Annotated in this window: 21 protein-coding genes; 5 read left to right on the top strand and 16 right to left on the bottom strand. The window is 67.5% G+C overall.

Features of this window, described 5'->3' with window-relative positions; genetic code table 11:
* Window positions 1-24: 24 nt before the first annotated feature.
* The 7 genes from KTJ87_RS06400 to KTJ87_RS06370 all read right to left on the bottom strand — a co-directional run bounded on the left by KTJ87_RS06400 (window position 25) and on the right by KTJ87_RS06370 (window position 8155).
* Window positions 25-1401: an aspartate aminotransferase family protein gene (locus KTJ87_RS06400; protein ID WP_267138270.1), complete on the bottom strand. Its 1377-nt coding sequence runs from the start codon at window positions 1399-1401 to the stop codon at window positions 25-27.
* A 58-nt stretch (window positions 1402-1459) separates the two neighbouring features.
* A complete protein-coding gene (locus KTJ87_RS06395) occupies window positions 1460-2944 on the bottom strand; it encodes an NAD-dependent succinate-semialdehyde dehydrogenase (RefSeq protein ID WP_267138269.1) in 1485 nt (494 codons plus the stop codon).
* A 130-nt stretch (window positions 2945-3074) separates the two neighbouring features.
* Entirely contained in the window at window positions 3075-3551 is a 477-nt protein-coding gene (locus KTJ87_RS06390) for an Lrp/AsnC family transcriptional regulator (protein ID WP_267138268.1), read from the bottom strand.
* Window positions 3552-3749: 198 nt separating this feature from the next.
* Window positions 3750-4541 carry an FAD binding domain-containing protein gene (locus KTJ87_RS06385; protein WP_267138267.1) on the bottom strand — a complete coding sequence of 264 codons (792 nt, stop codon included), beginning with the start codon at window positions 4539-4541 and terminating at the stop codon, window positions 3750-3752.
* Between the two features lie 106 nt (window positions 4542-4647).
* Complete coding sequence (locus KTJ87_RS06380; RefSeq protein WP_267138266.1) at window positions 4648-7014, bottom strand: xanthine dehydrogenase family protein molybdopterin-binding subunit; 2367 nt, start codon at window positions 7012-7014, stop codon at window positions 4648-4650.
* A 109-nt stretch (window positions 7015-7123) separates the two neighbouring features.
* Window positions 7124-7609: a (2Fe-2S)-binding protein gene (locus KTJ87_RS06375; protein ID WP_267138265.1), complete on the bottom strand. Its 486-nt coding sequence runs from the start codon at window positions 7607-7609 to the stop codon at window positions 7124-7126.
* 33 nt (window positions 7610-7642) lie between these two features.
* Window positions 7643-8155, bottom strand: coding sequence for a CoxG family protein (locus KTJ87_RS06370; protein WP_267138264.1), 513 nt, complete (start codon window positions 8153-8155; stop codon window positions 7643-7645).
* Between the two features lie 699 nt (window positions 8156-8854).
* On the opposite strand from KTJ87_RS06370, the gene KTJ87_RS06365 reads away from it, so the two are divergent.
* Window positions 8855-9844: a Hint domain-containing protein gene (locus tag KTJ87_RS06365; protein WP_267138263.1), complete on the top strand. Its 990-nt coding sequence runs from the start codon at window positions 8855-8857 to the stop codon at window positions 9842-9844.
* Here KTJ87_RS06365 and KTJ87_RS06360 read toward each other — a convergent pair.
* Together KTJ87_RS06360 and KTJ87_RS06355 are read right to left on the bottom strand one after the other, a co-directional pair.
* On the bottom strand, window positions 9841-10707 hold the full coding sequence (locus tag KTJ87_RS06360) for an NAD(P)-dependent oxidoreductase (RefSeq protein ID WP_267138262.1): 867 nt from the start codon (window positions 10705-10707) through the stop codon (window positions 9841-9843). The genes KTJ87_RS06365 and KTJ87_RS06360 overlap by 4 nt on opposite strands.
* A gap of 57 nt (window positions 10708-10764) precedes the next feature.
* Window positions 10765-11919, bottom strand: coding sequence for an alpha-D-ribose 1-methylphosphonate 5-triphosphate diphosphatase (locus KTJ87_RS06355; RefSeq protein ID WP_267138261.1), 1155 nt, complete (start codon window positions 11917-11919; stop codon window positions 10765-10767).
* A gap of 110 nt (window positions 11920-12029) precedes the next feature.
* Between KTJ87_RS06355 and KTJ87_RS06350 the strand changes: the two genes are divergently transcribed.
* Complete coding sequence (locus KTJ87_RS06350; RefSeq protein ID WP_267138260.1) at window positions 12030-13322, top strand: flavin-dependent oxidoreductase; 1293 nt, start codon at window positions 12030-12032, stop codon at window positions 13320-13322.
* A 105-nt stretch (window positions 13323-13427) separates the two neighbouring features.
* Here KTJ87_RS06350 and KTJ87_RS06345 read toward each other — a convergent pair whose 3' ends face one another.
* From KTJ87_RS06345 to KTJ87_RS06320, 6 genes are all read right to left on the bottom strand, one after another.
* Window positions 13428-14384 carry a VOC family protein gene (locus KTJ87_RS06345; RefSeq protein WP_267138259.1) on the bottom strand — a complete coding sequence of 319 codons (957 nt, stop codon included), beginning with the start codon at window positions 14382-14384 and terminating at the stop codon, window positions 13428-13430.
* Between the two features lie 194 nt (window positions 14385-14578).
* Window positions 14579-15163 carry an HNH endonuclease gene (locus KTJ87_RS06340; protein WP_267138258.1) on the bottom strand — a complete coding sequence of 195 codons (585 nt, stop codon included), beginning with the start codon at window positions 15161-15163 and terminating at the stop codon, window positions 14579-14581.
* Window positions 15164-15384: 221 nt separating this feature from the next.
* Window positions 15385-16050: an alpha/beta hydrolase gene (locus tag KTJ87_RS06335; RefSeq protein WP_407650471.1), complete on the bottom strand. Its 666-nt coding sequence runs from the start codon at window positions 16048-16050 to the stop codon at window positions 15385-15387.
* Window positions 16047-16676 carry a DNA-3-methyladenine glycosylase family protein gene (locus KTJ87_RS06330; protein ID WP_267138256.1) on the bottom strand — a complete coding sequence of 210 codons (630 nt, stop codon included), beginning with the start codon at window positions 16674-16676 and terminating at the stop codon, window positions 16047-16049. Before KTJ87_RS06330 ends, KTJ87_RS06335 begins: the two co-directional genes overlap by 4 nt.
* On the bottom strand, window positions 16673-17410 hold the full coding sequence (locus KTJ87_RS06325) for a cobalt-precorrin-6A reductase (RefSeq protein WP_267138255.1): 738 nt from the start codon (window positions 17408-17410) through the stop codon (window positions 16673-16675). Before KTJ87_RS06325 ends, KTJ87_RS06330 begins: the two co-directional genes overlap by 4 nt.
* Window positions 17407-18459 (bottom strand): cobalt-precorrin-5B (C(1))-methyltransferase, encoded by a 1053-nt coding sequence (locus KTJ87_RS06320; RefSeq protein WP_267138254.1) that lies wholly within the window; start codon window positions 18457-18459, stop codon window positions 17407-17409. Before KTJ87_RS06320 ends, KTJ87_RS06325 begins: the two co-directional genes overlap by 4 nt.
* 98 nt (window positions 18460-18557) lie before the next feature.
* Here KTJ87_RS06320 and cobA point away from each other — a divergent pair, with 98 nt between their 5' ends.
* The 3 genes from cobA to KTJ87_RS06305 are packed head-to-tail and all read left to right on the top strand — an operon-like array spanning window position 18558 to window position 21968.
* Window positions 18558-19415: a uroporphyrinogen-III C-methyltransferase gene (cobA, locus tag KTJ87_RS06315; RefSeq protein ID WP_267138253.1), complete on the top strand. Its 858-nt coding sequence runs from the start codon at window positions 18558-18560 to the stop codon at window positions 19413-19415.
* A 10-nt stretch (window positions 19416-19425) separates the two neighbouring features.
* Window positions 19426-20694 (top strand): cobyrinate a,c-diamide synthase, encoded by a 1269-nt coding sequence (locus KTJ87_RS06310; RefSeq protein WP_267138252.1) that lies wholly within the window; start codon window positions 19426-19428, stop codon window positions 20692-20694.
* Window positions 20695-20735: 41 nt separating this feature from the next.
* On the top strand, window positions 20736-21968 hold the full coding sequence (locus KTJ87_RS06305; RefSeq protein ID WP_267138251.1) for an MFS transporter: 1233 nt from the start codon (window positions 20736-20738) through the stop codon (window positions 21966-21968).
* A 29-nt stretch (window positions 21969-21997) separates the two neighbouring features.
* On the opposite strand, the gene fabZ is transcribed toward KTJ87_RS06305, so the two are convergent.
* The gene (gene fabZ / locus KTJ87_RS06300) at window positions 21998-22459 is read right to left on the bottom strand and encodes a 3-hydroxyacyl-ACP dehydratase FabZ (protein WP_267138250.1); all 462 of its coding nucleotides are present in this window, start codon (window positions 22457-22459) and stop codon (window positions 21998-22000) included.
* Window positions 22460-22492 lie beyond the last annotated feature (33 nt).

Below are 22492 nucleotides of genomic sequence, written 5' to 3'. Positions count from 1 at the left end.
CCCCTTCGCCCGGTGTCGCCCGCCTCAGATTGCGGCCAGCACGTCATCCGTTGCATCCTTGGCCGCCGCGACGACCTGGTCAATCTCCTCTTTGGTGATGCACAGCGGCGGCGCGAAACCGATGATATCGCCCTGCGGCATCGCGCGGGCGATCACACCCCGCTCGGCCATCTTTGCAACGATGGTCGGGATCACCTTTTTCGCCGGATCAAAGGCAGCGCGGGTGGCGCGATCGGCGGTCAGTTCCACTGCACACAGCATCCCCTCGCCGCGGATTTCCCCGACATGCTCGTGATCGCCAAACGCGGTTTTCATCGCCTGAACAAGGTAGGGGCCGGTGTCGCGGACGTTCTGCAACAGGCCCAGATCGTCGATCAGCTTCAGGTTGGCGACACCGGCCGCTGCGCCGATGGGATGCGCCGAATAGGTCCAGCCATGGCCGAAGGGCCCGTACTCGTCCGTCCCCTCCTCAAGCACCTTCCAGACGGCATCCCCGACGATGGACCCCGACAGCGGCGCATAGGCCGAGGTGAGGCCCTTGGCGATGGTCATGATGTCCGGGGTCAGCCCGTAGTATTCGCTGCCGAACATGGTGCCCATGCGGCCAAAGCCGGTGACGACCTCGTCCACGATCAACAGGATGTCGTATTTCTTCAGGATCGGCTGGATCTTTTCCCAATAGCCCTTGGGCGGCGGCACGATGCCCCCGGTGCCCAGCAGCGGCTCGCCGATGAAGGCGGCGATGGTGCCCGGGCCTTCGGACAGGATCAGCGCTTCGAGCTTCTCGGCACAATGGGTCGAGAATTCGTCTTCCGACATCCCCGCCTCGGGGCGGCGGTAGTAATACGGCGCCTCGGTGTGGATCACCTGCGCCAGCGGCAGGTCGAACTTCTTGTGAAACAGCTCCAGACCCGTCAGCGAGCCGGTCACAAGGCCCGACCCGTGGTAGCCGCGCCAGCGCGAGATGATCTTCTTCTTCTCGGGACGGCCAAGGATGTTGTTGTAATACCAGACGAGTTTCACGTTGGTCTCGTTCGCGTCTGACCCCGACAGGCCGAAATAGACCTTGGACATATGCGCGGGCGCGCGTTCCATCACCATGCGGGCCAGCGTGATCGATGCCTCGGTCCCGTGGCCGACATATGCGTGGTAATAGGCCAGGTCATGCGCCTGCTTGGCGATGGCGTCGGCAATCTCGGTGCGGCCATAGCCGACGTTGACGCAATAGAGTCCCGCGAAGGCATCGAGCAGCTTGCGCCCGTCGCGATCCTCGATGAACACGCCCTTGCCGCCGGTGATGATACGGTTCGGCGCCTCGCCGCGCGCGAACTGCGCCAGATGGGTCGAGGGGTGGAAGAAATGGTCGCGGTCCCACTGGGACAGTTGGTCGTTGGTCAGCATTTTTGGTTTTCCTTGTTCTTCACGGGTGCACCGCCTGGGCGGCGCAGAATACGACGCGTCAGCCCCAGTCGCGGCAGACGTACTTGATCTCGGTAAAGCACTCCATGCCCATCCGCGCCCCTTCACGGCCCAGCCCCGACTGCTTCATCCCGCCGAACGGGATCGGCGCGCCGGTAACCTTCGTGCGGTTCACCGCCACCATGCCGAAGGCCAGCGCGCGGCTCATCCGGTAGATGCGGCGCGGATCGAGCGTGTGCAGATAGGCGACCAGCCCGTAATCCAGCGCATTGGCGCGGTCGGTCACGTCCTGCTCATCCGTGAACCGCGTGATCGCGGCGACCGGGCCAAAGGTTTCCTCGCGCAGGATCAGCGCATCGTCGGGCACATCGGCCAGAACGGTCGGCTGATAGAACAGCGGGCCCTTGTCATGCCCCTTGCCGCCCGTCAGCAGCCGCGCGCCCTTGTCGAGCGCGTCCGCAACATGCGCCTTCTGCTTGGCGACAGCGGCGGCGTTCATCAAGGGCCCGATGTCGGGATCATCCATGCCCTGCCCGACCGTAAGCGCCGCCGTGGCTGCCGCGAACTTCTCGCAGAAGGCGTCGTAGTGATGGTCGTGGATGAAGAACCGGTTCGCGCCAAGGCAGTCCTGCCCCGAGGTTGCGAACTTGGCCTTCACGGCCTCCTCCACCGCCTGGTCGATATCCGCATCCTCGAACACGATGAACGGCGCGTGCCCGCCCAATTCCAGGATCAGCGTCTTCACCGTGTCGGCGCATTGGCGATACAGAAGCCGCCCGATCTCGGTCGAGCCGGTGAACGACAGCGCCTGCACCCGCTTGTCGGCGCACCACGGCTCGACCACTGTGGCAGGCTGCCCTGTCACCACGTTGAACACGCCCGCCGGGATGCCCGCGCGCTCGGCCAGTTCCGCCAGCGCCAGCGCCGAGAACGGTGTCTCCGACGACGGATGCGCGACCACGGTGCAGCCCGCCGCCAGCGCCGCCGCCGCCTTGCGCGTCAGCATCGCCGAGGGGAAATTCCACGGCGTGATCAGCGCGGCCACGCCCACAGGCTCGCGCCAGACCTCGACTTCGGCGTCCGGCAGGTGCGAGGTGACGGACTCCACGTTGGGGCGCCGCGCCTCTTCGGCGTAGAATTCAAGGAAGGACGCGGCATAGTCGATCTCGCCGCGCGCCTCGCTGATCGGCTTGCCCTGCTCCAGCACCATGATCGTCGCCAGGTCTTCCTTGTGCGCCAGCATCAATTCGTAGAGGCGGCGCAAATACGCGCCCCGTTCCTGCGGCAAGCGGCGCGACCAGTCCCAATAGGCGGCATCGGCGGCATCAACGGCGCTGCGGCTCTCGGCGCGGCCCAGCGATGCCACATCGCCCAGCCAGGCCCCGGTGGAGGGATCGGTGACGGGGATCGTCTCGCCGTCCTCTGCCGCGGTCCATTTGCCGCCGATGTAGGAAAACGAGCGCACGAGGCGGGGATCGTCGAGATCGGCAAGGGCCGAGCCGGGTAGCGACTGGTGCAGGGACATGGCGGCATCTCCTCGGGGTCTGGAATTGCCCCCGTGATATCCGCCCCGCGCCAGAAGGTGCCTCCGAAATCCCCAGTCCCGGCAGAGGATTCCCCTGCCGCGCCCGCGCCCGCCAGTCCGGATGGTCTGTTCAGCCGCCGCGCAGCAACTCCAGCGGCAACCCGGATACGGACTTCACCGGCTTCGTCACGATGTGGGTGTAGTAGCGCGCCATGCCGATCTCGGCCTCCAGAAGGCCGTCGATCACGCGCTGATAGCGGTCGATGTCGCGCGCGATCACCTGCATCAGATAATCGTAGCCGCCGCCGACCGCCCAGACGAAGGCCACTTCCGGGATGTCCTGAACCGCGGTTTCGAACCGGCGCATGTCGGCGGCGCGATGACCTTCCAGCTCTACCGCGACGAACACCGTGACATGCGGCCCCATCGCAGAGGCCGAAATCTCGGCGCGATAGCCCACGATCAGCCCGGCGGCCTCCAGCCGCTTCAGCCGCTCCCAGCAGGGTGTCGGCGACAGGTTGATGCGCTCGGCCAGCGCGGTCTTGGAAATCCGCCCCTCGCGCTGAAGGATCGACAGGATCTGGATATCGCGGTCATCAAGCTTCATGCCCGCGACCCTAGCGCCGCCCGGAGGCCGCCACCAGTGGCCACCCAAACCCGCCCCTGCTCATCTTTGGTCCAAAAATACCTCCGGGGAGCGCGAGGGGCTGGCCCCTCGCTCCCGAACGCGCCACCAGCGCGCCGGTCGGACCAAAAGGCCCCGGCGCCAGACAGCACCGGGGCCCCAGGTCGGCCTTCAGTCGCCTCAGGTCGCCGCCGCGACCGCCCGCTTGGTCAGCACCTTCACCAGATGCGCGCGGTAGGCCGGTGTGCCGTGCAGATCGCCGATCATGTCGGCGGCATCCACCGTCAGCCCCTCGATCGCATCGCCCGAGAAATTGCCCGACAGCGCCTCCTCGGCCTCGGCCCAGCGGAACACGCCGTTGTTCGACGCCCCCGTGACCGCGACCCGCACGCCGTCCGCGAACTTCGCAACGAACACGCCGGTGAGCGCAAAGCGCGAGGCAGGCTGGACGAACTTCTGGTAATTCGACACTTCAGGCACCGGGAACTTCACTTCCGTCACGACCTCGCCTTCGTCGAGCGCTGTGGTGAACATGCCCTGGAAATAGTCGTCCGCCGCGATCTCGCGCTTGTCGGTCTTGACCGTTGCGCCGGTCGCCAGCACCGCTGCCGGGTAGCAGGCGGCGGGGTCGTTGTTGGCGACCGATCCACCGATGGTGCCACGGTTGCGCACCGCCGGATCGCCGATCCGCGCCGCCAGCGACGCCAGCCCCGGGAACGTCGCCGCCACCTCGGCCGCGACAACGCCGTGCGTGGTCGCGCCGCCGATGCAGAGCCGCCCCTGATCGTCGGTGCAGATGCCCTTCATCTCACCCACGCCCGACAGGCACACCAGTTTCTCGGGCATCGCCAGCCGCTGCTTCAGCGTCGGGATCAGCGTCTGGCCGCCCCCCAGCGCCTGCGCGCCTTCCGCCCCCATCGCCGCGACCGCGTCGGCCAGCGTCGTGGGGCGTTCGATCTCGAAATTGTACATCTCTCAACTCCCTCTCGAAGCCGGGGCGCTTGTCCCCTTCGGCTTCTTCCTTGTGCAAATACGCAAATCCGGCAGCAGCCACATGGACCGCCGCCGGAGTATCGGATCAGCCCTGCATCGCGCTCCAGACCTTCGACGGGGTCAGCGGCATGTCGACGTGGTAGACCGAGGTGTGCCCCGCGCGCTGCAGCGCATCGACCACCGCGTTGACCACGGCAGGCGGAGACCCGATCGCCCCGGCCTCGCCGCAGCCCTTCACGCCAAGCGGGTTGTGCGTGCAGGGCGTCTGCGCCGAATGGTCGACCGAGAACATCGGCAGATCGTCGGCGCGCGGCATGGCGTAGTCCATGTAGCTGGCCGAGATCAGCTGGCCGTTCTCGTCATACGAACACCCTTCCAGCAGCGCCTGCCCGATGCCCTGGGCCAGACCACCATGGACCTGCCCCTCGACGATCATCGGGTTCACCACGTTGCCGAAGTCGTCGGCGGCGGCGAAGCGGTCGATGCGCACCTTGCCGGTCTCGGGGTCGATCTCGACCTCGCAGGCATAGGCGCCGGCGGGATAGGTGAAGTTCGCCGGATCGTAGAACGCGGTTTCCTCCAGCCCCGGCTCAAGGCTTTCGAGCGGGTAGTTGTGCGGCACATAGGCGGCAAGGCAAACGTCACCCCACGCCACCTGCTTGTCGGTGCCCGCCACGGTGAACTGGCCGTCCTTCAGCTCGATGTCGCCATCGGAAGCTTCCAGCAGGTGCGCCGCGATCTTCTTGGCCTTGGCGATGATCTTTTCCGTCGCCCGGACCATGGCCGACCCGCCAACCGCAAGAGAGCGCGAGCCGTAGGTGCCCATGCCCATCGGGGTGCGGGCGGTGTCGCCGTGGACGATCTCGACCTGATCCTCGGCGATGCCGATCATGTCGGCGACCACTTGGGCAAAGGACGTCTCGTGCCCCTGCCCGTGGCTGTGGCTGCCGGTCATCACGACCAGACCACCGGTCGCGTTGACCCGCACGGTGGCGCTCTCATACAGACCGGCGCGCGCGCCCAACTGGCCAACAAGGGCCGACGGCGCGATGCCGCAGGCCTCGATATAGCAGTTGAGACCAAGTCCCCGCAGCATCCCCTTCTTCTCGCTCTCGGCGCGGCGGGCGTCGAAGCCCGCGACGTCCGCGATCTCCAAGAGCTTGTCGAGCGTCGCGTTGTAGTCGCCGGTGTCGTATTCCACCGCGACCGGGGTCGCGTAGGGAAACTCGGTGATGAAGTTCTTGCGGCGCAGCTCCACCGGGTCCATCCCCAGCTCGCGCGCGGCCTTGTCGATCACCCGTTCCAGCTGGAACGTCGCCTCGGGGCGGCCAGCGCCGCGATAGGCGTCGACCGGCACCGTGTTGGTGAACACCGCCTTCACGTTCACGTAGATCAGCGGCGTGCGGTAGTTGCCCGCCATCAGAGTGCCGTGCAGCCAGGTCGGGACCGACGGCGCGAAGGTGGACAGATAGGCGCCCATGTTCGCGTAGGTTTCGGTGCGGATCGCCTGGAAGATGCCGTCACCGTCAAGCGCCAGTTCGATCCTGGTGACGTGGTCACGGCCATGCGCGTCGGACATGAACGCCTCGGACCGGGACGATGTCCATTTCACCGGGCGTTTCAACTGCTTGGCGGCAAAGGTGCAGAACGCCTCTTCGGCATAGTGGAAGATCTTGGTGCCGAACCCGCCGCCCACATCCGGGGCCACGACGCGCAGCTTGTGCTCGGGGATGCCCAGCACGAAGGCGCCCATCAGAAGCCGGATCACATGCGGGTTCTGCGAGGTGGTGTAGAGCGTCGATTCGTCGTTGTGCTGCGAATAGTCCCCCACCGCCACGCGCGGCTCCATCGGGTTGGCCACAAGACGGTTGTTCACCAGCTCAAGCGTGGTGACATGCGCCGCCTTTTCGAACGCGGCGTTCACGGCGCCCTTGTTCTCCTCGACGAAACCCCAGTCATAGCAAAGGTTTGTGCCGATATCGTCATGCACCAGCGTGCCGCTGTCCGCGACGGCCTTCTTCATGTCGATGACGGCGGGCAACTCCTCGATGTCGACCATCAGCGCCTCGGCGGCGTCGCGGGCCTGTTCGCGGGTCTCGGCGACCACGGCGGCGATGGGGTCGCCGACATGGCGCACCTTGCCCTGCGCGAGGATCGGATGCGCGGGTTCCTTCATCGGCTCGCCGTGGCGATCAGTGACCTGCCAGCCGCAGGGGATCGTGCCGACGCCTTCGAAATCGGCGCCGGTGAAGACGCGGATCACGCCGGGCATGCCTTCGGCTTCCGAAGCGTCGATCGAGTTGATCCGCCCATGCGCCACGTCGGAGCGCAGGAAATGAACATAAGCCTGCCCGCGCACATCGATGTCGTCGGTGTAGTGGCCCTTTCCGGTCAGGAACCGGACGTCCTCGCGGCGCTTTGAAGCGGCGCCGATGCCATGATCTTTCGGCATGTGTTTCTCCTCCCTTGGGATGCTGCGTGCGCGGCACGCGCGATGTCGGTGCGATCCGGACCGCTCCCCCCTCCTCTGAGGTGCGGCCCGGGCGATAAGGCTTGGGCCGTTACTCGGCGGCCACCGCCTGAACCTTTTGCCCGCTTGCGGCCATGATCGCCTTGACGATGTTGTGATAGCCGGTGCAGCGGCAAATGTTGCCCTCAAGGTATTCGCGCACCTCGGTCTCGCTGGGCTGCGGGTTGTCCTTGAGCAGCGCCGCCGCCGACATCACCATGCCCGGCGTGCAAAAGCCGCACTGAAGCCCGTGGTAATCCTGAAACGCCTGCTGGATCGTCGACAGCGAGCCATCGGCGTTCGCCATGCCCTCGATCGTGGTCACGTCCGCGCCCTCGGCCTCGGCCGCGAACATTGTGCAGGATTTCACCGCCGCGCCGTCGACGTGCACCACGCACGCGCCGCACTGCGAGGTATCACAGCCGACATGCGTGCCGGTCAGGCCCAGCGATGTGCGCAGGAACTCGACAAGAAGGGTCCGGCCTTCGGTCTCGCCCGAGACCTTCTTGCCGTTTACCGTCATGCTTACCTTGGTCATTCATATCCTCCCTGATCGAATGCTTGGGTTGGGTCAGCCGACAAGACGGCCAAGCCAGCTTTTCTTCTTCTCGGGATCGGGTTCCCGGGTGATCTCTTCGGCGCCCTCGCCTTCGACAACCGCCTGAAAGCGTTCGAAGAACTGGTCCGCCATCTTTTTCGCAAAGCCGTCGATGATGCGGCTGCCAAGCTGCGCCAGCTTGCCGCCGACGCGTGCATCCACATCATAGGTCAACATCGTGCCTTCGCCATCCTCGGTCAGCGTCACCTTGGCCGAGCCTTTTGCGAACCCGGCCGCGCCGCCCTTGCCGTCGCCCGACAGTGTCACCTCGGAGGGGGCGGTCATGTCTTCCAGCCTGACCTGCCCCTTGAACGTTGCCTTCACCGGGCCGACCTTCTGCACGACGACGGCCTCGAAGCCCTCTTCGGCGCTTCCGGTCATCTCCTGGCAGCCGGGGATGCAAGCCTTCAGCACATCGGGATCCAGGATCGCCTCCCAGACGGTCTGGCGCGGCGCGTCGATCTTGCGCTGGTCGGTCAATTGCATCGGCAGTCGCCTTTCCTGTCGGGTCGTCATGACGCGCCCAAGGGGGACCTGGCCGGGCCGGATCTGGCGGGCGATGGATCGCCCCCCAAACGCCCGCAGCGCGTCTCGTGTAAGCTGCATGAAGCCCGACAGACCGGGCCACGTCAACAGCGTGAAAGACCGCCCCGCCGCGAACTTTCGCAGAAGTGAACACCGGGTCATGTAGGGGGCGCGTCAGGTGCCACGCGGTTGGCGATTGCGTTGACCGAGGCGGACCCGCCGCGGGCGCAAGTGAGGCGCGGTGATGCCTCTCAAGACGATAGGGCCTGCCTGCCCGGAGATGCCAGACCGACGCAGGCGCAGAAGACGCGCGCAGGCGGCTCGACCCACACCTGCAACCATGCCGATAATCCGAATTTCCACAAGGTAATGCCGAAATGAGAACTCTGGCGCTGCGGCCATTCACCCGGAGGCTGAGCCAGAATCAATTCCACCCCGAGACTTCGCCCGCGGGGAAAGGCCGTTCCTTTCAGATTAATCATTCCGGTTGAATTGCACTATTTTTCAGCGGCTTTGTGGCCATTCAGCCATGATCCAAAGACGATCTGGATGGCAATGTGACGGACAAGGGGCCATTCCGTGGCGTCCACCCCCCTATGCTTGGATACCGAATGGAAATAGCTATCATTTAGATACATCTTTGATGATCCAGAGGATCCGATGGGCACCGCAGACCTTACCATATACCCGTATAACGGGAGCGTCGCGGGACTTTATGCCGGGGGTCTGGTCAATTCCAACCTCATCAACTCCGCCGGGGGCGGCCGCGCGGCGACCATTTCGGACCTCGACGGCACGCTGTCGCAAAGTGACAATCTGGTGTCGACCCTGTCCATCCCGGCGGACGGCGTCTCGGACGTGCCGATCACCTATATCGGGGCCGGGACCTTCTCGACGATCTCGCTTCTGGGCATCAGGCTCGACACGCGCCCCGTCGCCGCCTTCGAGGCTGGCGGGCAGGTCTATCTTGTCGCGCCCTCGGGCTTTCCGATCCTCTCCGGCTTGTCCCTCAGCTTTGACATCGACGCCAACACACCCTTTACCCTGCCTAATTTCATGCCCTGTTTCGTCGCCGGAACGATGATCCTCACGCCAAGCGGGGCCCGTGCGATCGAGACGCTGAAAGCGGGCGATCTGGTGCGGGACATCCACGGCAACGACCTGCCCATCGTCTGGACCGGGGGGCGCACTGTCACCATCGACCGCCAGAAGATCGATGAGACGGACACAGAGGTTCCCGTCCTGGTGCCGCGCGATCATTTCGGGCGCGGCGCGCCGGACCGGCCGACGCTGGTCTCGCAGCACCACCGCCTGGTGATCCGGCCCAAGGCGCTGGACAGGCGCCGCGCCCTTGCGCGCGCCAAGCTGCTGGTGGACCACGGGCTGGCCCTGTCGCGGCAGACCGGCCCGGTCGAATATCGCCACATCCTTCTGGACCGGCACGCGGTGCTGATCGCCAACGGGATGGAGGCCGAAAGCCTGCTGCTGGGCCGGATGACCGCGAGCGCGGTCGGGCCGGTGGCCTGGAAGGACATCCTGCACACCGTCCCCGCCGCGCGCGAACCCGGCTACACCCAGCGCATGTGCCTGCCGGATCTGGGGCGCGGTGCGCTGGCGAGGATCATGCGTTCGGAACGGGCGGACACCTAGCGGCGGCGGGCCGCCAGCGTGCGCCGCACGGTGTCGGCCAGATCGCCGGACGGCGCGGCGATCTCGCCCGCCCGGCCCATGGCGCGCTGCACCTCGGCGGTGGCGCGCCCCAGCGCGCCGGTCAGGCCAAGCGCGTCCAGCGTCGCCGCGCTTTCCTCCATCTCGGCGGCGCGGCGGGCACCGTGGACCAGCGTGCGCTCGAACTGGTAGGCGGCATGATCGGGCCAGCCGAGGCCGGGATAGCTTTTGGACAGCGAGGCAAGGATGGTGTCCAGCACCCCCGCCGCCTCTGCCGCCAGAAGCGTCTCGACCGTGATCGCCTCGAGCCCCTTCACGAAATTCGAGCGGATCATCTTGATCGCAGTGGCGTCGCCCACGCCGTCCCCCGCCATTGACCAGTCAAATCCAAGCGCCGTCAGCGCCGGTTCCGCCTGTGCGACCGCGCCTGCGACCAGAACCGGCGTGCGGTGGCCGCGCGGATGCACCGGCGCCATCACCGCCATGTCGAGATAGGTCGCGCCGGTGTCCGCCACCGCCGCCGCTGTCTCTTGCTTGCGTCCGGGCGACACCGAGTTGATGTCGACGAACACCATACCTTCGCGCAGGGCGCCAAGGGCCGCCGTCGCCGCCTTGAGTGACTGGTCGGCCGTCACGGCGCTGATGAGCCAGTTGGCCCCTGCCAGCGCAGCGGGCGTGTCAGCCACCGCGACGCCATCCGCCGCCATCGCGGCGCGCATGTCCTGCGCCAAGGGACCATCCAGCTTGATGTCATAGGCGGTGAACGCAGGCGCGTTAGCCTCGGCCCCTAGCGTCGCGGCAAAGGCGCGCGCGGCCTCGCCGTATCCCAGAAACGCGATCTTCATGCGAACCTCCCCGGTTTGCGGCGCAACGTGGCGCGCGTTCGGCAGGCTTGGCAAGGGCTATCCCAGCACCCGGCCCAGCACCCGGTCCGCCAGAGCACCCGACAACCACACCGGACGCCCGGCGGCAAAGCACCCCTCGATGCGCCGCGTGTTGGGATCAAGCAACACCAGATCGCCGCGCATCCCTTCGGCGATGTGGCCCCTGTCCGTCAGCCCCAGCACCTGCGCCGGGCCCGCCGAGACCAGCGCCCAGGCTTGCGGGAAATCCAGAATGCCGCGATCCACCAGCGCAAAGGCCGCAACCACGAGCGAGGGGTAGTGATAGTCCGACGCCAGCGCATCCACGAGGCCGTCCGCGATCAGGCTTTCGGCGGACACGCCGCCACGGTTGTGGCTCGCCCCGCGCACGACGTTGGGGGCGCCCATCACGACATGCTCGCCGCGCGCGCGCGCCGCCTCAGCCGCCGCCCGGGTCGTCGGAAATTCGCAGATCGCGGCCCCAAGGGCGCCGTAGCGGGCGCGCGTCTCGGCGGTCTCGTCGTCATGCGAGCCGAGCCTCACACCGGCAGCCGCCAGCCGGGGCGCAAGAGCGGCCAGAAAGCCCGGCACCTCGCCGGTGCGCGCTTCGAGTGCCTGCATGATCGCCTGATGCTCGCCCGGCGACCGGCGCGCCTTGGCGGCCGAGCCCTGCAGGCGCGGCGGCGGCAAACCGGCGCTCAGCCGGTCATGGGGCAGATGGTCGTTGAAGACGAGATAGCCGAGCCGGTGCGCCGCGATCAGGTCGAGAACCGCGCCTGCGTCGTCCAGCATGTGCGTCTCCAGCCGCAGCTGCACGCGCATGTCCAACCGCAAGCCAGGCCGCGCGGCATCCAGCGCCGCAAGCAGGGCGCGCGCGAACTCCGGCCCGCGCATCCCGCCTTCCCAGGACCAGAACTGTGCGAGCCATGCCGTGGTGATGCCGGAGGCGGCGATCTCGCGCTCGATCACCGGCATCGCCGGGACCATATCCAGCACCAGCCCCCGGCGCGGCGCGACATGCCGCTCGAACGCATCGCCGTGCAGGTCGATGGCCCCCGGCAACAGCCACAGACCCGTGGCGTCGATACAGCGCCCGGCCCCGTGCACGGCAAAGCGCCCCGCCGACAGCCACGCCGTGCCGTCCGCAAAGCCGCCCCTGGTCAGAACCCGCCCACCTGTGAACCCGATCTCCATGTCCCTGCCCTGCCCCGGCGCGGCGCAAAGCGCAAGCGGGCGAAGCGGGTTGTCAGACGCGCGCGCCCTGCCTAAACCCGTCCGGCAGGGACGAGGAGCGCGAGAAAAGCATGGCAGATCCGGACATCATCATCGCAGGCGGCGGCATCGGCGGCCTGGCGCTGGCCCTGACGCTGCACCAGATCGGCGTGCGCGCGCATGTCTACGAACAGGTGCGAGAGTTGAAACCGCTTGGCGTCGGGATCAACCTGCAACCGAACGCGGTGCGCGAGCTTTTTGACCTTGGCATCGGCGCGGACGCGCTGGACACCGTCGGCATTCCAGCGCGGGAATGGGCGTTGGTGGGCCTCAACGGCAACGACATCTATGCCGAGCCGCGCGGGCTGGACGCGGGTTATGACTGGCCGCAATACGCCTGCCACCGGGGCCGCCTGCATGTGTTGCTGCACGACACCTTCGTCGCGCGGGCGGGCGCCGATGCGGTGACGCTGGGCGCGAAGGTGACGGGCTACCGCAACGAGGATGGCGGCATCGCCGCGCATGTGGACCACGCGGACGGGCGCCGCGAAGAGGTGCGGGCCAAGCTGCTGGTCGGCGCCGACGGCATCCATTCCGCGATCCGGGCGCAGATGCACCCGGACCAGCCGCCGATCCACTGGGGCGGCGCGATCATGTGGCGCGGCACGACGCGGGCGCGGCCGATCCGGTCGGGATCGTCCTTTGTGGGCCTCGGCACGCACCGGCACCGGATGGTCGTCTATCCGATCTCGCACCCCGACCCCGACACCGGGCTGGCAGACATCAACTGGATCGCAGAAGTCACGGTCGACGACAGCTCGGGCTGGGACAAGGCAGGCTGGTTCCGCCCCGTCGCCATCGACGACTTCGCACATCACTTCGACGGCTTCCGCTATGACTGGCTGGACGTGCCCGCGCTGCTGCGCGGGGCGGACATCGCCTATGAGAACCCGATGATCGACCGCGATCCGGTGCCAACCTGGGTGGACGGGCGCGCCGCGCTGATTGGGGATGCGGCCCATGCGATGTATCCCACCGGCTCGAACGGCGCGAGCCAGGCGGTGGTGGACGCGCGCGTGTTGGGGGCCAGGCTGCTGGAGCATGGCCTCACTCCGCGCGCGCTGGCGGCCTATGACGCCGAGCTGTGCGGGCCGATTTCGGAGGTGGTACTGCGCAACCGTGGCGCCGGGCCGTTCGGGCTTTTGAACATGGTGGACGAGCGCTGCGGCGGCACGTTCGACGACATCGACGCGGTGATCCCGGCGCAGGAGCGCGGCGCCTTCATGGCGGCCTACAAGCAGGCGGCGGGCTTTGCCAAGGAGCGGCTGAACGCGGCGACGCCGACGATCCCGGCGGGGGCGCGGATCGGACAGGTCATCGCCTGATCCGGTTTCGCCCGGCTGGCGCCGGGCGACCGGCTGGGGGGCGCTGCCCCCCAGACCCCCCGGAGGTATTTGTGGACCAAAGATGTGAAATGGTGAGCGCGGGGGCTACTCGGCCGGCGGTGTGCCGTGGGAATGAAAGGTCTCGATCGTCTTGAGGCCCCAGGCCTGGCCCCTTTTGCGCTCGGCTTCCGTCCATCTTACCGGCTCCCAGTCGGGGGCGAGGATGAGGCGCGCGCCCGCGTTGGCCAGTTCCACGCGGTTGCCCGCAGGCTCCCACACGTAGAGGAAGAATGTCCCCTGGATCGCGTGCTTGTGCGGGCCGGTTTCGATATGGACGCCGTTCTGCAGGAAAATGTCGGCGGCGCGCAGGATGTCCTCGCGCTGGTCGGTGGCGTAGGTGACGTGGTGCAGGCGGCCGTGGCCCTTGCCGTGCTCTTCGGTGCAGGCCAGATCGTAGGTCTTGTTGTTGATCGTGAACCAGCAGCCGCCGATGCGCCCGTTGTCGAGTTCGATGTATTCGGTGACGCGCGCGCCAAGACAGGTTTCCATGAAGCGGCGGAATTCGGCGACATCATCCGCCAGCAGGTTCAGGTGGTCGATCCGGCGGGGCGCCGCGCCGGTGAAGGCACTGGCGGTGTTCTTGAGCACGGGGGCGTCGGCGGTATCCGGTTCGGCGCGGCGGGTGTCGTAGTAGATCTCGAAGAGATGCCCGAAGGGGTCTTCGAAGCGGAACGCGCGGCCGTGGCCCGGATCATCGTCGTGCCAGCCGTGGGTTGTGTAGCCCGAGGCCTCAATGGCGGCGACGCGGCGCGTCAGCGCCTCGGGGCTGGCGGCGCGGTAGCCGATGTGGCCGACACCGGTGGTGTCCGCGCGGGTCAGCTTGAGCGTATGGTATTCATAGTCGTCCCAGGCCCGCAGGTAGGCGCTGGTGCCATCGTCGTACGACAGTTTCAGCCCGTAGACACGGGTGAAGAAATCAAGGCTTTCGTCGTAGCGATCGGTCAGCATCTCGACATGGCCAAGATGAGCGATGTCGAAAGAGGGGTTGGTGGGGGCTGTCATGTCGCGGCGGTCCTTTGTCGGCGTCCACGCCTTGATACGCACCTGGTCGGCGGTTCGGCAAATTCAAACCTCGGGCCGCGATATTGGCTTTGCCTTCGGATTTCCGCTCAACGGCGAGGCAGATGACCTGTGCAGGCGCGCCGCGGCCGTGTGACACCGCGGAGGCCCTTGCCAACTGACACCACAAAGAGCGGTCACGCCTCGAGTTCGCTGTCCCAATACAGGAAATCGACCCAGGTCTCGTGCAGGTGGTTCGGCGGGAACTTGCGGCCGAGATTGCGCAATTCTTCCGAGCCGGGGCGCCGCGGCGGCTTGCGCAGGGCCATGCCGACCTGGCGCAGGCTTCTGGAGCCTTTCTTGAGGTTGCAGCGCGAACAGGCGGCCACGACGTTTTCCCAGCTGGTGATGCCGCCGCGCGCGCGCGGGATGACGTGATCGAAGGTCAGATCACCCTTCTCGCCGCAGTACTGGCAGGCGAATTCGTCCCGCAGAAAAAGATTGAAGCGCGTGAAGGCCACGCGCTTCTGGGGTTTGACGTAATCCTTGAGAACGACGACCGACGGTATTCGGATTTCCATCGACGGGCTGCGCACGACCTTGTCGTATTCCGCCACGATGTCGACCCGGTCCAGGAAGGCCGCCTTGACCGCCTCTTGCCATGGCCAGAGCGACAGCGGGTAATACGAGAGGGGCCGGTAATCCGCGTTCAGCACCAGCGCGGGATGGTGCCGAAGACTTCCCGGTTCACGTACGAAACTCGTCCTGAAATCACCATCCATCGCCGAATGCTTCCCCTGCCCGTGCCGCCTGCTCGCTTGACCTGGGACGGGACGCCCCGGCCCGGTCACTTGACTATATATCGTGTGCTCAAGCTGGCAAGCCTCACGATCTAAGCCTCATGACCAGAGGGGTAGCCGACAGATGTAACGCCGGGATAACAGGCAGACCGCCAGCGCGCGCATGGGGTGCACAAGGTTGTCCACAGGCTGCGGGCGTGCGCTCAGGCGATGCCCAGCTTGTCGCGCATGAAGGCGACCGCCACCGACAACCCGTCCGGCGCGATGCCGTGGCCGGTGCCTTCCATCACATGCGCGTAGACCTCGAACCCGGCTTCGGTCAGCGCGTTCCCGGCCTCGGGCAGGGATTGCGGCGGCACGACCTCGTCGGCGTCACCGTGGATCAGCAGCATGGGCGGCGTCACAACCATCTCGTCGGTCAGCCGTTCGGGGCGCAGCAGGCGGCCCGAGAAGCCGACGACGCCCGCGACGGCCTCGGCGCGGCGGGGCGCGACGTGCAGGCTCATCATCGTGCCCTGGCTGAAGCCGAACAGGATCATTTGCGCCGGGGTGATGCCCTCGTCCTCGAGCACGCCGTCGAGAAAGGCGTTGAGGTCGGCGACCGAGGCGTTCATCGCGGTCTCGGCGTCCTCCTCGCTGGATCCGTCGAGCCAGGGGATCGGGAACCACTGATAGCCCATCGGGTTCGAGATGCACTGCTCTGGCGCGTCAGGCGCGTAGAAGGCCGTGTCCGGCATGTGCGGCGCCAACGGATCGGCCAGCCCCAGAAGATCGGAGCCGTCCGCGCCATAGCCATGCAGGAACACGACGACATGGCGCGTGGTGCCGGAGGCGGCGGCGCGGTGGCTGGAGTTCAGTGCGCGCATCAACGGATCCCTTCCCTGTCTTTCGCTACCCGGTAGTAGGCCCACAAAAGCCGCGCCGCAACCGCCCGCCACGGCGCCCAGTCTTCTGCCATCGCGCGAAAGGCCCGCTCAGAAGGCCGTGTCTCCAGATCGAACAGCAGGCGCGCCGCTTCCTGAAGCGCAAGATCGCCGGGTGCGAATACGTCCGCCCGCCCGAGCGAGAACATCGCGTAGACCTCGGCGGTCCAGCGGCCGATGCCGGGCACCTCGACCAGCGTTGCGATCACCTGTTCGTCCGGCAGATGCCGCAAGGCGCCATAGTCGATGCGGGCGGCGGCGAGCGCCTTGGCATAGCGCACCTTCGGCCCGCTCAGCCCGCAGGCACGCAGGTCTGCCTCGGAGGCGCGCAGCACCTTGCGCGGGCCGGTCAGGCGCGCGGCCTTCAGCCGTGCCCAGATCGCCGCCGCGGATGCCACCGACACCTGCTGCGAGACGATCGCGCCCAGAAGCGCCTCGAACCCGTCCTTGCGAAGGCGCAGCGGCAATGGCCCGGTCTGCCCCAGCGCCGCCGCAAGGCGCGGATCGCGTGCGGCGAGGTAGGCCGCGCCCTCGGCGACGCAGTCCGGGGTCTCGATGATCCGGCCGATCATACCAGGCTGCGGACCCAGGCCAGCGCCGCCGACACCGTCGCCACGCGGGGCGATTCGGGCTGCATCGGGCGGCGGATCATCGCGACGGGCACCCCCAGTTCGCGCGCCGCATCCAGCTTGGCGCGCCCCGACGAGCCGCCGGAATTGCGCGCCACCACCCAGTCGATCCGGTGCCGCTGCAACAGCGCGATCTCGTCGCCGGTGCGATAGGGCGGCCGCGACACGATCCAGCGCCCGGTCTCGAAGGGAAACGGATCGTTTGTCGCATCGACGCGGCGGCCAAAGACGACGCGGCCCGGCAACGGACCAAAACGGTCGGCCGAATGCCCCCCCGTCGTCAGCAGCACGCGCGCGCCCTCGGGCACATGCTTGTGCACGTCTTCCTCGGAGTTCACGAAGGACCATGTGTCGCCATCCTCGGGCGACCACGGCGTGCGCAGGAACTGCATGTAAGAGACGCCTTCCTCGATGCAGACGTCAAAGGTGCGATGGCTCATGCTCACGGCGAAAGGATGCGTGGCGTCCAGCACCGCGTCGACCCGTTCCTTGCGCAACCATTGGCCAAAGGCCTTTCGCCCGCCGAACCCGCCGATCCGGGTCAGCACGCCAAGAGGTTCAGGAGTGCGTGTCGCCCCCGCCAGCGAAGCGATGGTCATCACGCGCGGCTCGTTAGACAGCGCCCGCGCCATCTGCCGCGCTTCCGCCGTCCCGGCCAGCAACAGAAGCCGAGTCATCCCGCCTGCGCGAGGATCACTCCGGCGCGGTCGATCACCACGATGTCCACGTTTGTCCCCGTCCCTTTCAACTGATCGTCCACGACGGCCTTTGCCGCTTCTGCGATCTTTTGCGCCAACACGGGACCTGCGATCTCCACCGCGCGCAGGGCCGTTTCCGCCGACGCGACCGCCTCGTTGCCGCAAAGCTGTGCAAGACGCTCGTATACTATTGTGGACCGGGAAGAGTGCAGGTCAAGGGCGCCCTGCGACAGTTTTGCCAGCTTGCCGACGCCGCCGCCGACGGTGAGCCGCGGAACCGGGTGTTTGCGCAGGTATTTCAGCATCCCGCCCGCGAAATCGCCCATGTCCAGCATGGCATGATCCGGCAACCCATAAAGCGTCTGCACCGTGCGCTCGCTGGTCGCGCCGGTGCAGCCCGCGACATGAGGCGTGCCCTCGGCCCGCGCCACGTCGATGCCCCGGTGGATCGAGGCGATCCAGGCGGCGCAGCTGAACGGGCGCACGACGCCGGTGGTGCCAAGGATCGACAGCCCGCCCGCGATGCCAAGGCGCGGGTTCCAGGTCTTCAACGCGATCTCTGCGCCGCCGGGGATGCTGACGGTGATCTCGACATCGGGCGCCTGCCCGTACTGCGCGGCGACCTCGGCCACCACGCCGCGCATCATCTCGCGCGGGACGGGGTTGATGGCAGGCTCTCCGGGCGGGATCGGCAGGCCGGGCTTGGTCACGGTTCCCACGCCCTCCCCGGCGCGAAACACGATGCCGCCGCCGGGCGCTCCCGCGCGCACCCGCGCCACGATCAGCGCGCCGTGCGTCACGTCTGGATCATCCCCTGCATCCTTGGTGATGCCCGCCTCGGCCCAGCCCTCGCCCGCCTGGGCATGGGCGAGCGGGAACTCCGGCGTCTCGCCGCGTGGCAGGGTGATGCCCACCTCTGACGGAAAGGCGCCGCCCCACAGCCGGATCAGCGCCGCCTTGGTCGCGGCGGTCGCGCAGGCGCCCGTGGTCCAGCCCCGGCGCAACTCTCCCTCGGGCTTGCGGCTCATGGCGCGACTATAGGCACGGGCGCGCCGCGCCGCCAATGGCCGCCGTGAGGTCGCATCCCCGCTTTCGCAGGCTCCGCCAAGACGCCATAAAGACCCGCATGACCGACTCGATCCCCGCCCTGCCCGCCTCTGACTGGCCGACGCTGTTGCCCGGCTGGGTCTGGCTGTGCGGCGCCGGTCCCGGCGATCCGGGCCTGTTGACCCTGCACACCCTCAACGCGCTGCGGCAGGCGGACGTGATCGTCTACGACGCCCTTGTCGATGCCGCGATTCTTGACTGGGCGCGCCCCGAGGCGGACCTTGTCTACGCTGGCAAACGCGGCGGCAAGCCGTCGGCCAAGCAGCGCGACATCTCGCTGCGGCTGGTCGAGCTGGCCCGCGCCGGGCGCCGTGTCCTGCGGCTCAAGGGCGGCGATCCCTTCGTCTTCGGGCGCGGGGGCGAGGAGGCGCAGACGCTGGTGCAGCACGGCATCCCGATCCGCATCGTGCCCGGCATTTCCGCCGGGATCGGCGGGCTGGCCTATGCTGGCATCCCCGTCACCCACCGCGACGTGAACCAGTCGGTGACCTTCGTGACAGGGCACGACCAGTCGGGCCTGACGCCGACATCACTGAACTGGAAGGCGATTTCCGACGGCAGCCAGGTGCTGGTGATCTACATGGGCATGAAGCACATCGCCCAGATCGCGGGCGCGCTCTTGGACGCGGGCCGCGCCCCGTCCGAGCCGGTGGCTGTGGTGACAGAGGCGACGACCCCCAGCCAGCGCGTGCTGGAAACCACGCTGGAGCGGCTGGAGGCCGATCTGGCAGCGTCAGGGCTGGAGCCGCCCGCGATCATCTGCGTGGGTCGGTCTGTCCTGATGCGGCAGACGCTGGACTGGCAGGCGATGATGTCCGGCGAAGCGCCGCGCGACACCGATCCGCTGGGGCGGGAGCGTCCGGCGGAAAGCGCCTGAGCGTGCAGCCATGCCCGGCCTGATCCTGTCCGCCCCCGCCTCGGGCAGCGGCAAGACCACGGTGACGCTTGGCCTGTTGCGCGCGCTGGCACGTCAGGGACGGCTGGTGCGCGGTGCTAAATCTGGCCCCGACTACATCGACCCGCGCTTTCACGAGGCCGCCTGTGGCGCCCCTTGTCCCAATCTCGACGCCTGGGCGATGACGCCCGACCGCCTGGCGCAGCTTGCCGCCGGACCGGGGATGCTGCTGATCGAGGGCGCGATGGGGTTGTTCGACGGCGCGCCCCCCGAGGGTCGCGGCGCCACCGCCGATCTGGCGCGGCATCTATCCCTGCCCGTGATCCTCGTGATCGACGCCGCGCGGATGGCGCAGTCCGTTGCGGCAATCGTTGCAGGCTTTGCCGCCCATGATCCTGATGTGACCGTTGCGGGCGTGATCCTGAACCGCGTTGGCAGCGCCCGGCACGAGCGGATGTTGCGCGCCGCGCTTGCGCCGCTCGGGCTGCCGGTGCTGGGCGCCCTGCCCCGTGACAGCGGGCTTGCCCACCCCTCGCGCCACCTTGGGCTAGTGCAGGCCGGGGAACGCCCCGATCTTGCTGCCTTCCTTGACCGTGCCGCCGACGCGGTCGAGCGGCATGTCGACATCGACGCGCTGCTGGCGCTCGCATCGCCCTTGCCGAAAGTGCCCCCGGCCCGTCCCGTGCCGCCGCCCGCGCAGCGCCTCGCCATCGCATCCGATGCCGCCTTTGCTTTCGCCTATCCGCACCAGCTGGCCGACTGGCGCGCAGGCGGGGCCGAGATCACGCCGTTCTCGCCGCTGAACGACGATCCCGTCCCGGCGGCGGATCTGGTGATTCTGCCCGGCGGGTATCCCGAGCTTTACGCCGGACGGCTGGCCGCCAACGCGCGCTTCCTGACCAGCCTGAGGCAGGCCGCCACGACGGCACAAGTCTACGGCGAATGCGGCGGCTACATGGTGCTGGGCGAGGCGCTGACAGACGCCGACGGCCATGTGCACCGCATGGCCGGGCTTCTGCGGCTGGAGACCAGCTTTGCCGAGCGGAGGCTGCACCTTGGCTACCGGACCCTGACCGCCTCCGATGGTCCGTTCCCGGGCCGCCACGCCGCGCATGAATTTCACTACGCCACCACCCTGCGCGCGGACGGCTCGCCGCTGTTCGACGCGACGGACGCCGAGGGCACGCCGCTTGCACCGATGGGGCTGCTGCAAGGCCGGGTCAGCGGCTCTTTCGCGCACCTGATCGAGCCGCGGCGCTGACCCCTTTCCAAAGCCGCGCGGCGGCGCTACGGCTTTCGCCCATGACCGACATTCCCGCCGACCAGCCCGCCTCCGACGCCCGCGCCAAGCGCAACGTGGCGATCCTTGTCCTTGCGCAGGCGGTGCTGGGCGCGCAGATGCCGATGATCTTCACCATCGGCGGTCTGGCCGGGCAATCGCTGGCCTCGAACGTGTGCTTTGCAACGCTGCCGATCTCGATGATCGTGCTCGGCTCGATGATCTCGGCCACGCCGATGTCCAGCTTCATGCAGCATTACGGACGCCGCGCAGGGTTCTTCGCAGGGGCGCTTGGCGGGGCCATCGGGGCAGTCATTGGCGCCTGGGGCCTCTACATCTCCAGCTTTCCGCTGTTCCTTGTGGGCAGCTTCCTGACCGGCGTGTATCTGTCGGCCCAAGGCTTCTACCGCTTCGCCGCAGCCGACACCGCATCGGACAGCTTCCGCCCCAAGGCGATTTCCTATGTCATGGCGGGCGGATTGGCCTCGGCGATCATCGGCCCGCAACTGGTCAAGGTGACGGCGGACGCGATGGTGGTGCCGTTCCTTGGCACCTATCTTGCCGTGATCGGGGTGAACCTGATCGGCTCGCTGTTGTTCCTCGGGCTGCAGATCCCCAAGCCGCCGGTGCCGTCGGCAGACGCCCCCAAGGGTCGCAGCCGGGGCGAGTTGCTGAAAACACCGCGCGTCGCGGTGGCGATCATCTGCGCGATGGTGTCCTACGCGCTGATGAACCTGATGATGACCTCGGCGCCGCTTGCGGTCGTGGGCTGCGGGTTCAGCCAGAACTGGGCGGCGGATGTCGTCACGGCGCATGTTCTGGCGATGTATGTCCCGTCGTTCTTTACCGGGCACCTGATCGCGCGCTTCGGGGTCGAGCGGATCGTGGCTGCGGGCCTCGTGATCCTTGCCGCCGCTGGCATTGTCGGCTTCACCGGCGTGACGCTGACCAACTTCTTCGGCGCGCTTGTGCTGCTGGGGATCGGCTGGAACTTTGGCTTCATCGGCGCGACGACGATGCTGGCCGGTGCACATTCCCCGGCAGAGAGGGGCCGCGTTCAGGGTCTCAACGACATGATCGTCTTTGGCTGCGTGACGATGGCCTCGGTCGCGTCCGGCGGGCTGATGAACTGCTCGGGCGGCACGGCGGTCGAGGGCTGGACGGCGGTGAACGTCGCAATGGCGCCGTTCCTGGCGCTGGCGGGCGGTGCGCTGATCTGGTTGGCGCTGCGCCCGCGCGATCCGGCGCGGGGCTGAAGCGCGGCGCGAAACCGCGCCGCTGCCGGTCAGTCCGCCGGTTTCGAGATCATCGCCATGACTTCGGCCTCGGCGACGATCTCGTCGCCGACCTTGCCGGTGCAGGCCAGCTTGACCACGCGGCTGGTGGCGCCGCGCACGGTCACGACATGCAATTCCAGCACGTCGCCCGGGATGACCTTTCGGCGGAACCGCGCCTTGTCGATGGACATGAGGTAGACCGAGACGCCCTTGTCCACGAAATCGTTGGCCACCGAGATCATCACCCCCGCCGTCTGGCCCATGGCTTCAAGGATCAGAACGCCCGGCATGACCGGCTCTTCGGGGAAATGCCCCTGGAAGAACGGCTCGTTGATGGTGACGTTCTTGATGCCGACGGCGCTCTTGTTGCCGTCGATCTGCACGACCTTGTCCACCATCAGGAATGGATACCGGTGCGGCAGGATGCGCTTGATCAGGCCGATGTCGGCGCTCTTCATGGTGTCACTCATCATCCCTGCCCTTTGGCCAGCGCGCGTCGTTGC

Source organism: Anianabacter salinae (assembly GCF_019061145.1).
Classification (GTDB): Bacteria; Pseudomonadota; Alphaproteobacteria; order Rhodobacterales; family Rhodobacteraceae; genus Anianibacter; species Anianibacter salinarum.
The sequence above is the reverse complement of the archived record's forward strand: the minus strand, read 5'-3'. Positions and strand labels throughout refer to the sequence as shown.

Excerpts from the sequence above, each read along its gene's own strand:
- KTJ87_RS06400 (WP_267138270.1), bottom strand. The coding sequence starts at position 1,401 with ATGCTGACCAACGACCAACTGTCCCAGTGGGACCGCGACCATTTCTTC.
- KTJ87_RS06395 (WP_267138269.1), bottom strand. The coding sequence starts at position 2,944 with ATGTCCCTGCACCAGTCGCTACCCGGCTCGGCCCTTGCCGATCTCGAC.
- KTJ87_RS06390 (WP_267138268.1), bottom strand. The coding sequence starts at position 3,551 with ATGAAGCTTGATGACCGCGATATCCAGATCCTGTCGATCCTTCAGCGC.
- KTJ87_RS06385 (WP_267138267.1), bottom strand. The coding sequence starts at position 4,541 with ATGTACAATTTCGAGATCGAACGCCCCACGACGCTGGCCGACGCGGTC.
- KTJ87_RS06380 (WP_267138266.1), bottom strand. The coding sequence starts at position 7,014 with ATGCCGAAAGATCATGGCATCGGCGCCGCTTCAAAGCGCCGCGAGGAC.
- KTJ87_RS06375 (WP_267138265.1), bottom strand. The coding sequence starts at position 7,609 with ATGACCAAGGTAAGCATGACGGTAAACGGCAAGAAGGTCTCGGGCGAG.
- KTJ87_RS06370 (WP_267138264.1), bottom strand. The coding sequence starts at position 8,155 with ATGCAATTGACCGACCAGCGCAAGATCGACGCGCCGCGCCAGACCGTC.
- KTJ87_RS06365 (WP_267138263.1), top strand. The coding sequence starts at position 8,855 with ATGGGCACCGCAGACCTTACCATATACCCGTATAACGGGAGCGTCGCG.
- KTJ87_RS06360 (WP_267138262.1), bottom strand. The coding sequence starts at position 10,707 with ATGAAGATCGCGTTTCTGGGATACGGCGAGGCCGCGCGCGCCTTTGCC.
- KTJ87_RS06355 (WP_267138261.1), bottom strand. The coding sequence starts at position 11,919 with ATGGAGATCGGGTTCACAGGTGGGCGGGTTCTGACCAGGGGCGGCTTT.
- KTJ87_RS06350 (WP_267138260.1), top strand. The coding sequence starts at position 12,030 with ATGGCAGATCCGGACATCATCATCGCAGGCGGCGGCATCGGCGGCCTG.
- KTJ87_RS06345 (WP_267138259.1), bottom strand. The coding sequence starts at position 14,384 with ATGACAGCCCCCACCAACCCCTCTTTCGACATCGCTCATCTTGGCCAT.
- KTJ87_RS06340 (WP_267138258.1), bottom strand. The coding sequence starts at position 15,163 with ATGGATGGTGATTTCAGGACGAGTTTCGTACGTGAACCGGGAAGTCTT.
- KTJ87_RS06330 (WP_267138256.1), bottom strand. The coding sequence starts at position 16,676 with ATGATCGGCCGGATCATCGAGACCCCGGACTGCGTCGCCGAGGGCGCG.
- KTJ87_RS06325 (WP_267138255.1), bottom strand. The coding sequence starts at position 17,410 with ATGACTCGGCTTCTGTTGCTGGCCGGGACGGCGGAAGCGCGGCAGATG.
- KTJ87_RS06320 (WP_267138254.1), bottom strand. The coding sequence starts at position 18,459 with ATGAGCCGCAAGCCCGAGGGAGAGTTGCGCCGGGGCTGGACCACGGGC.
- cobA (WP_267138253.1), top strand. The coding sequence starts at position 18,558 with ATGACCGACTCGATCCCCGCCCTGCCCGCCTCTGACTGGCCGACGCTG.
- KTJ87_RS06310 (WP_267138252.1), top strand. The coding sequence starts at position 19,426 with ATGCCCGGCCTGATCCTGTCCGCCCCCGCCTCGGGCAGCGGCAAGACC.
- KTJ87_RS06305 (WP_267138251.1), top strand. The coding sequence starts at position 20,736 with ATGACCGACATTCCCGCCGACCAGCCCGCCTCCGACGCCCGCGCCAAG.
- fabZ (WP_267138250.1), bottom strand. The coding sequence starts at position 22,459 with ATGAGTGACACCATGAAGAGCGCCGACATCGGCCTGATCAAGCGCATC.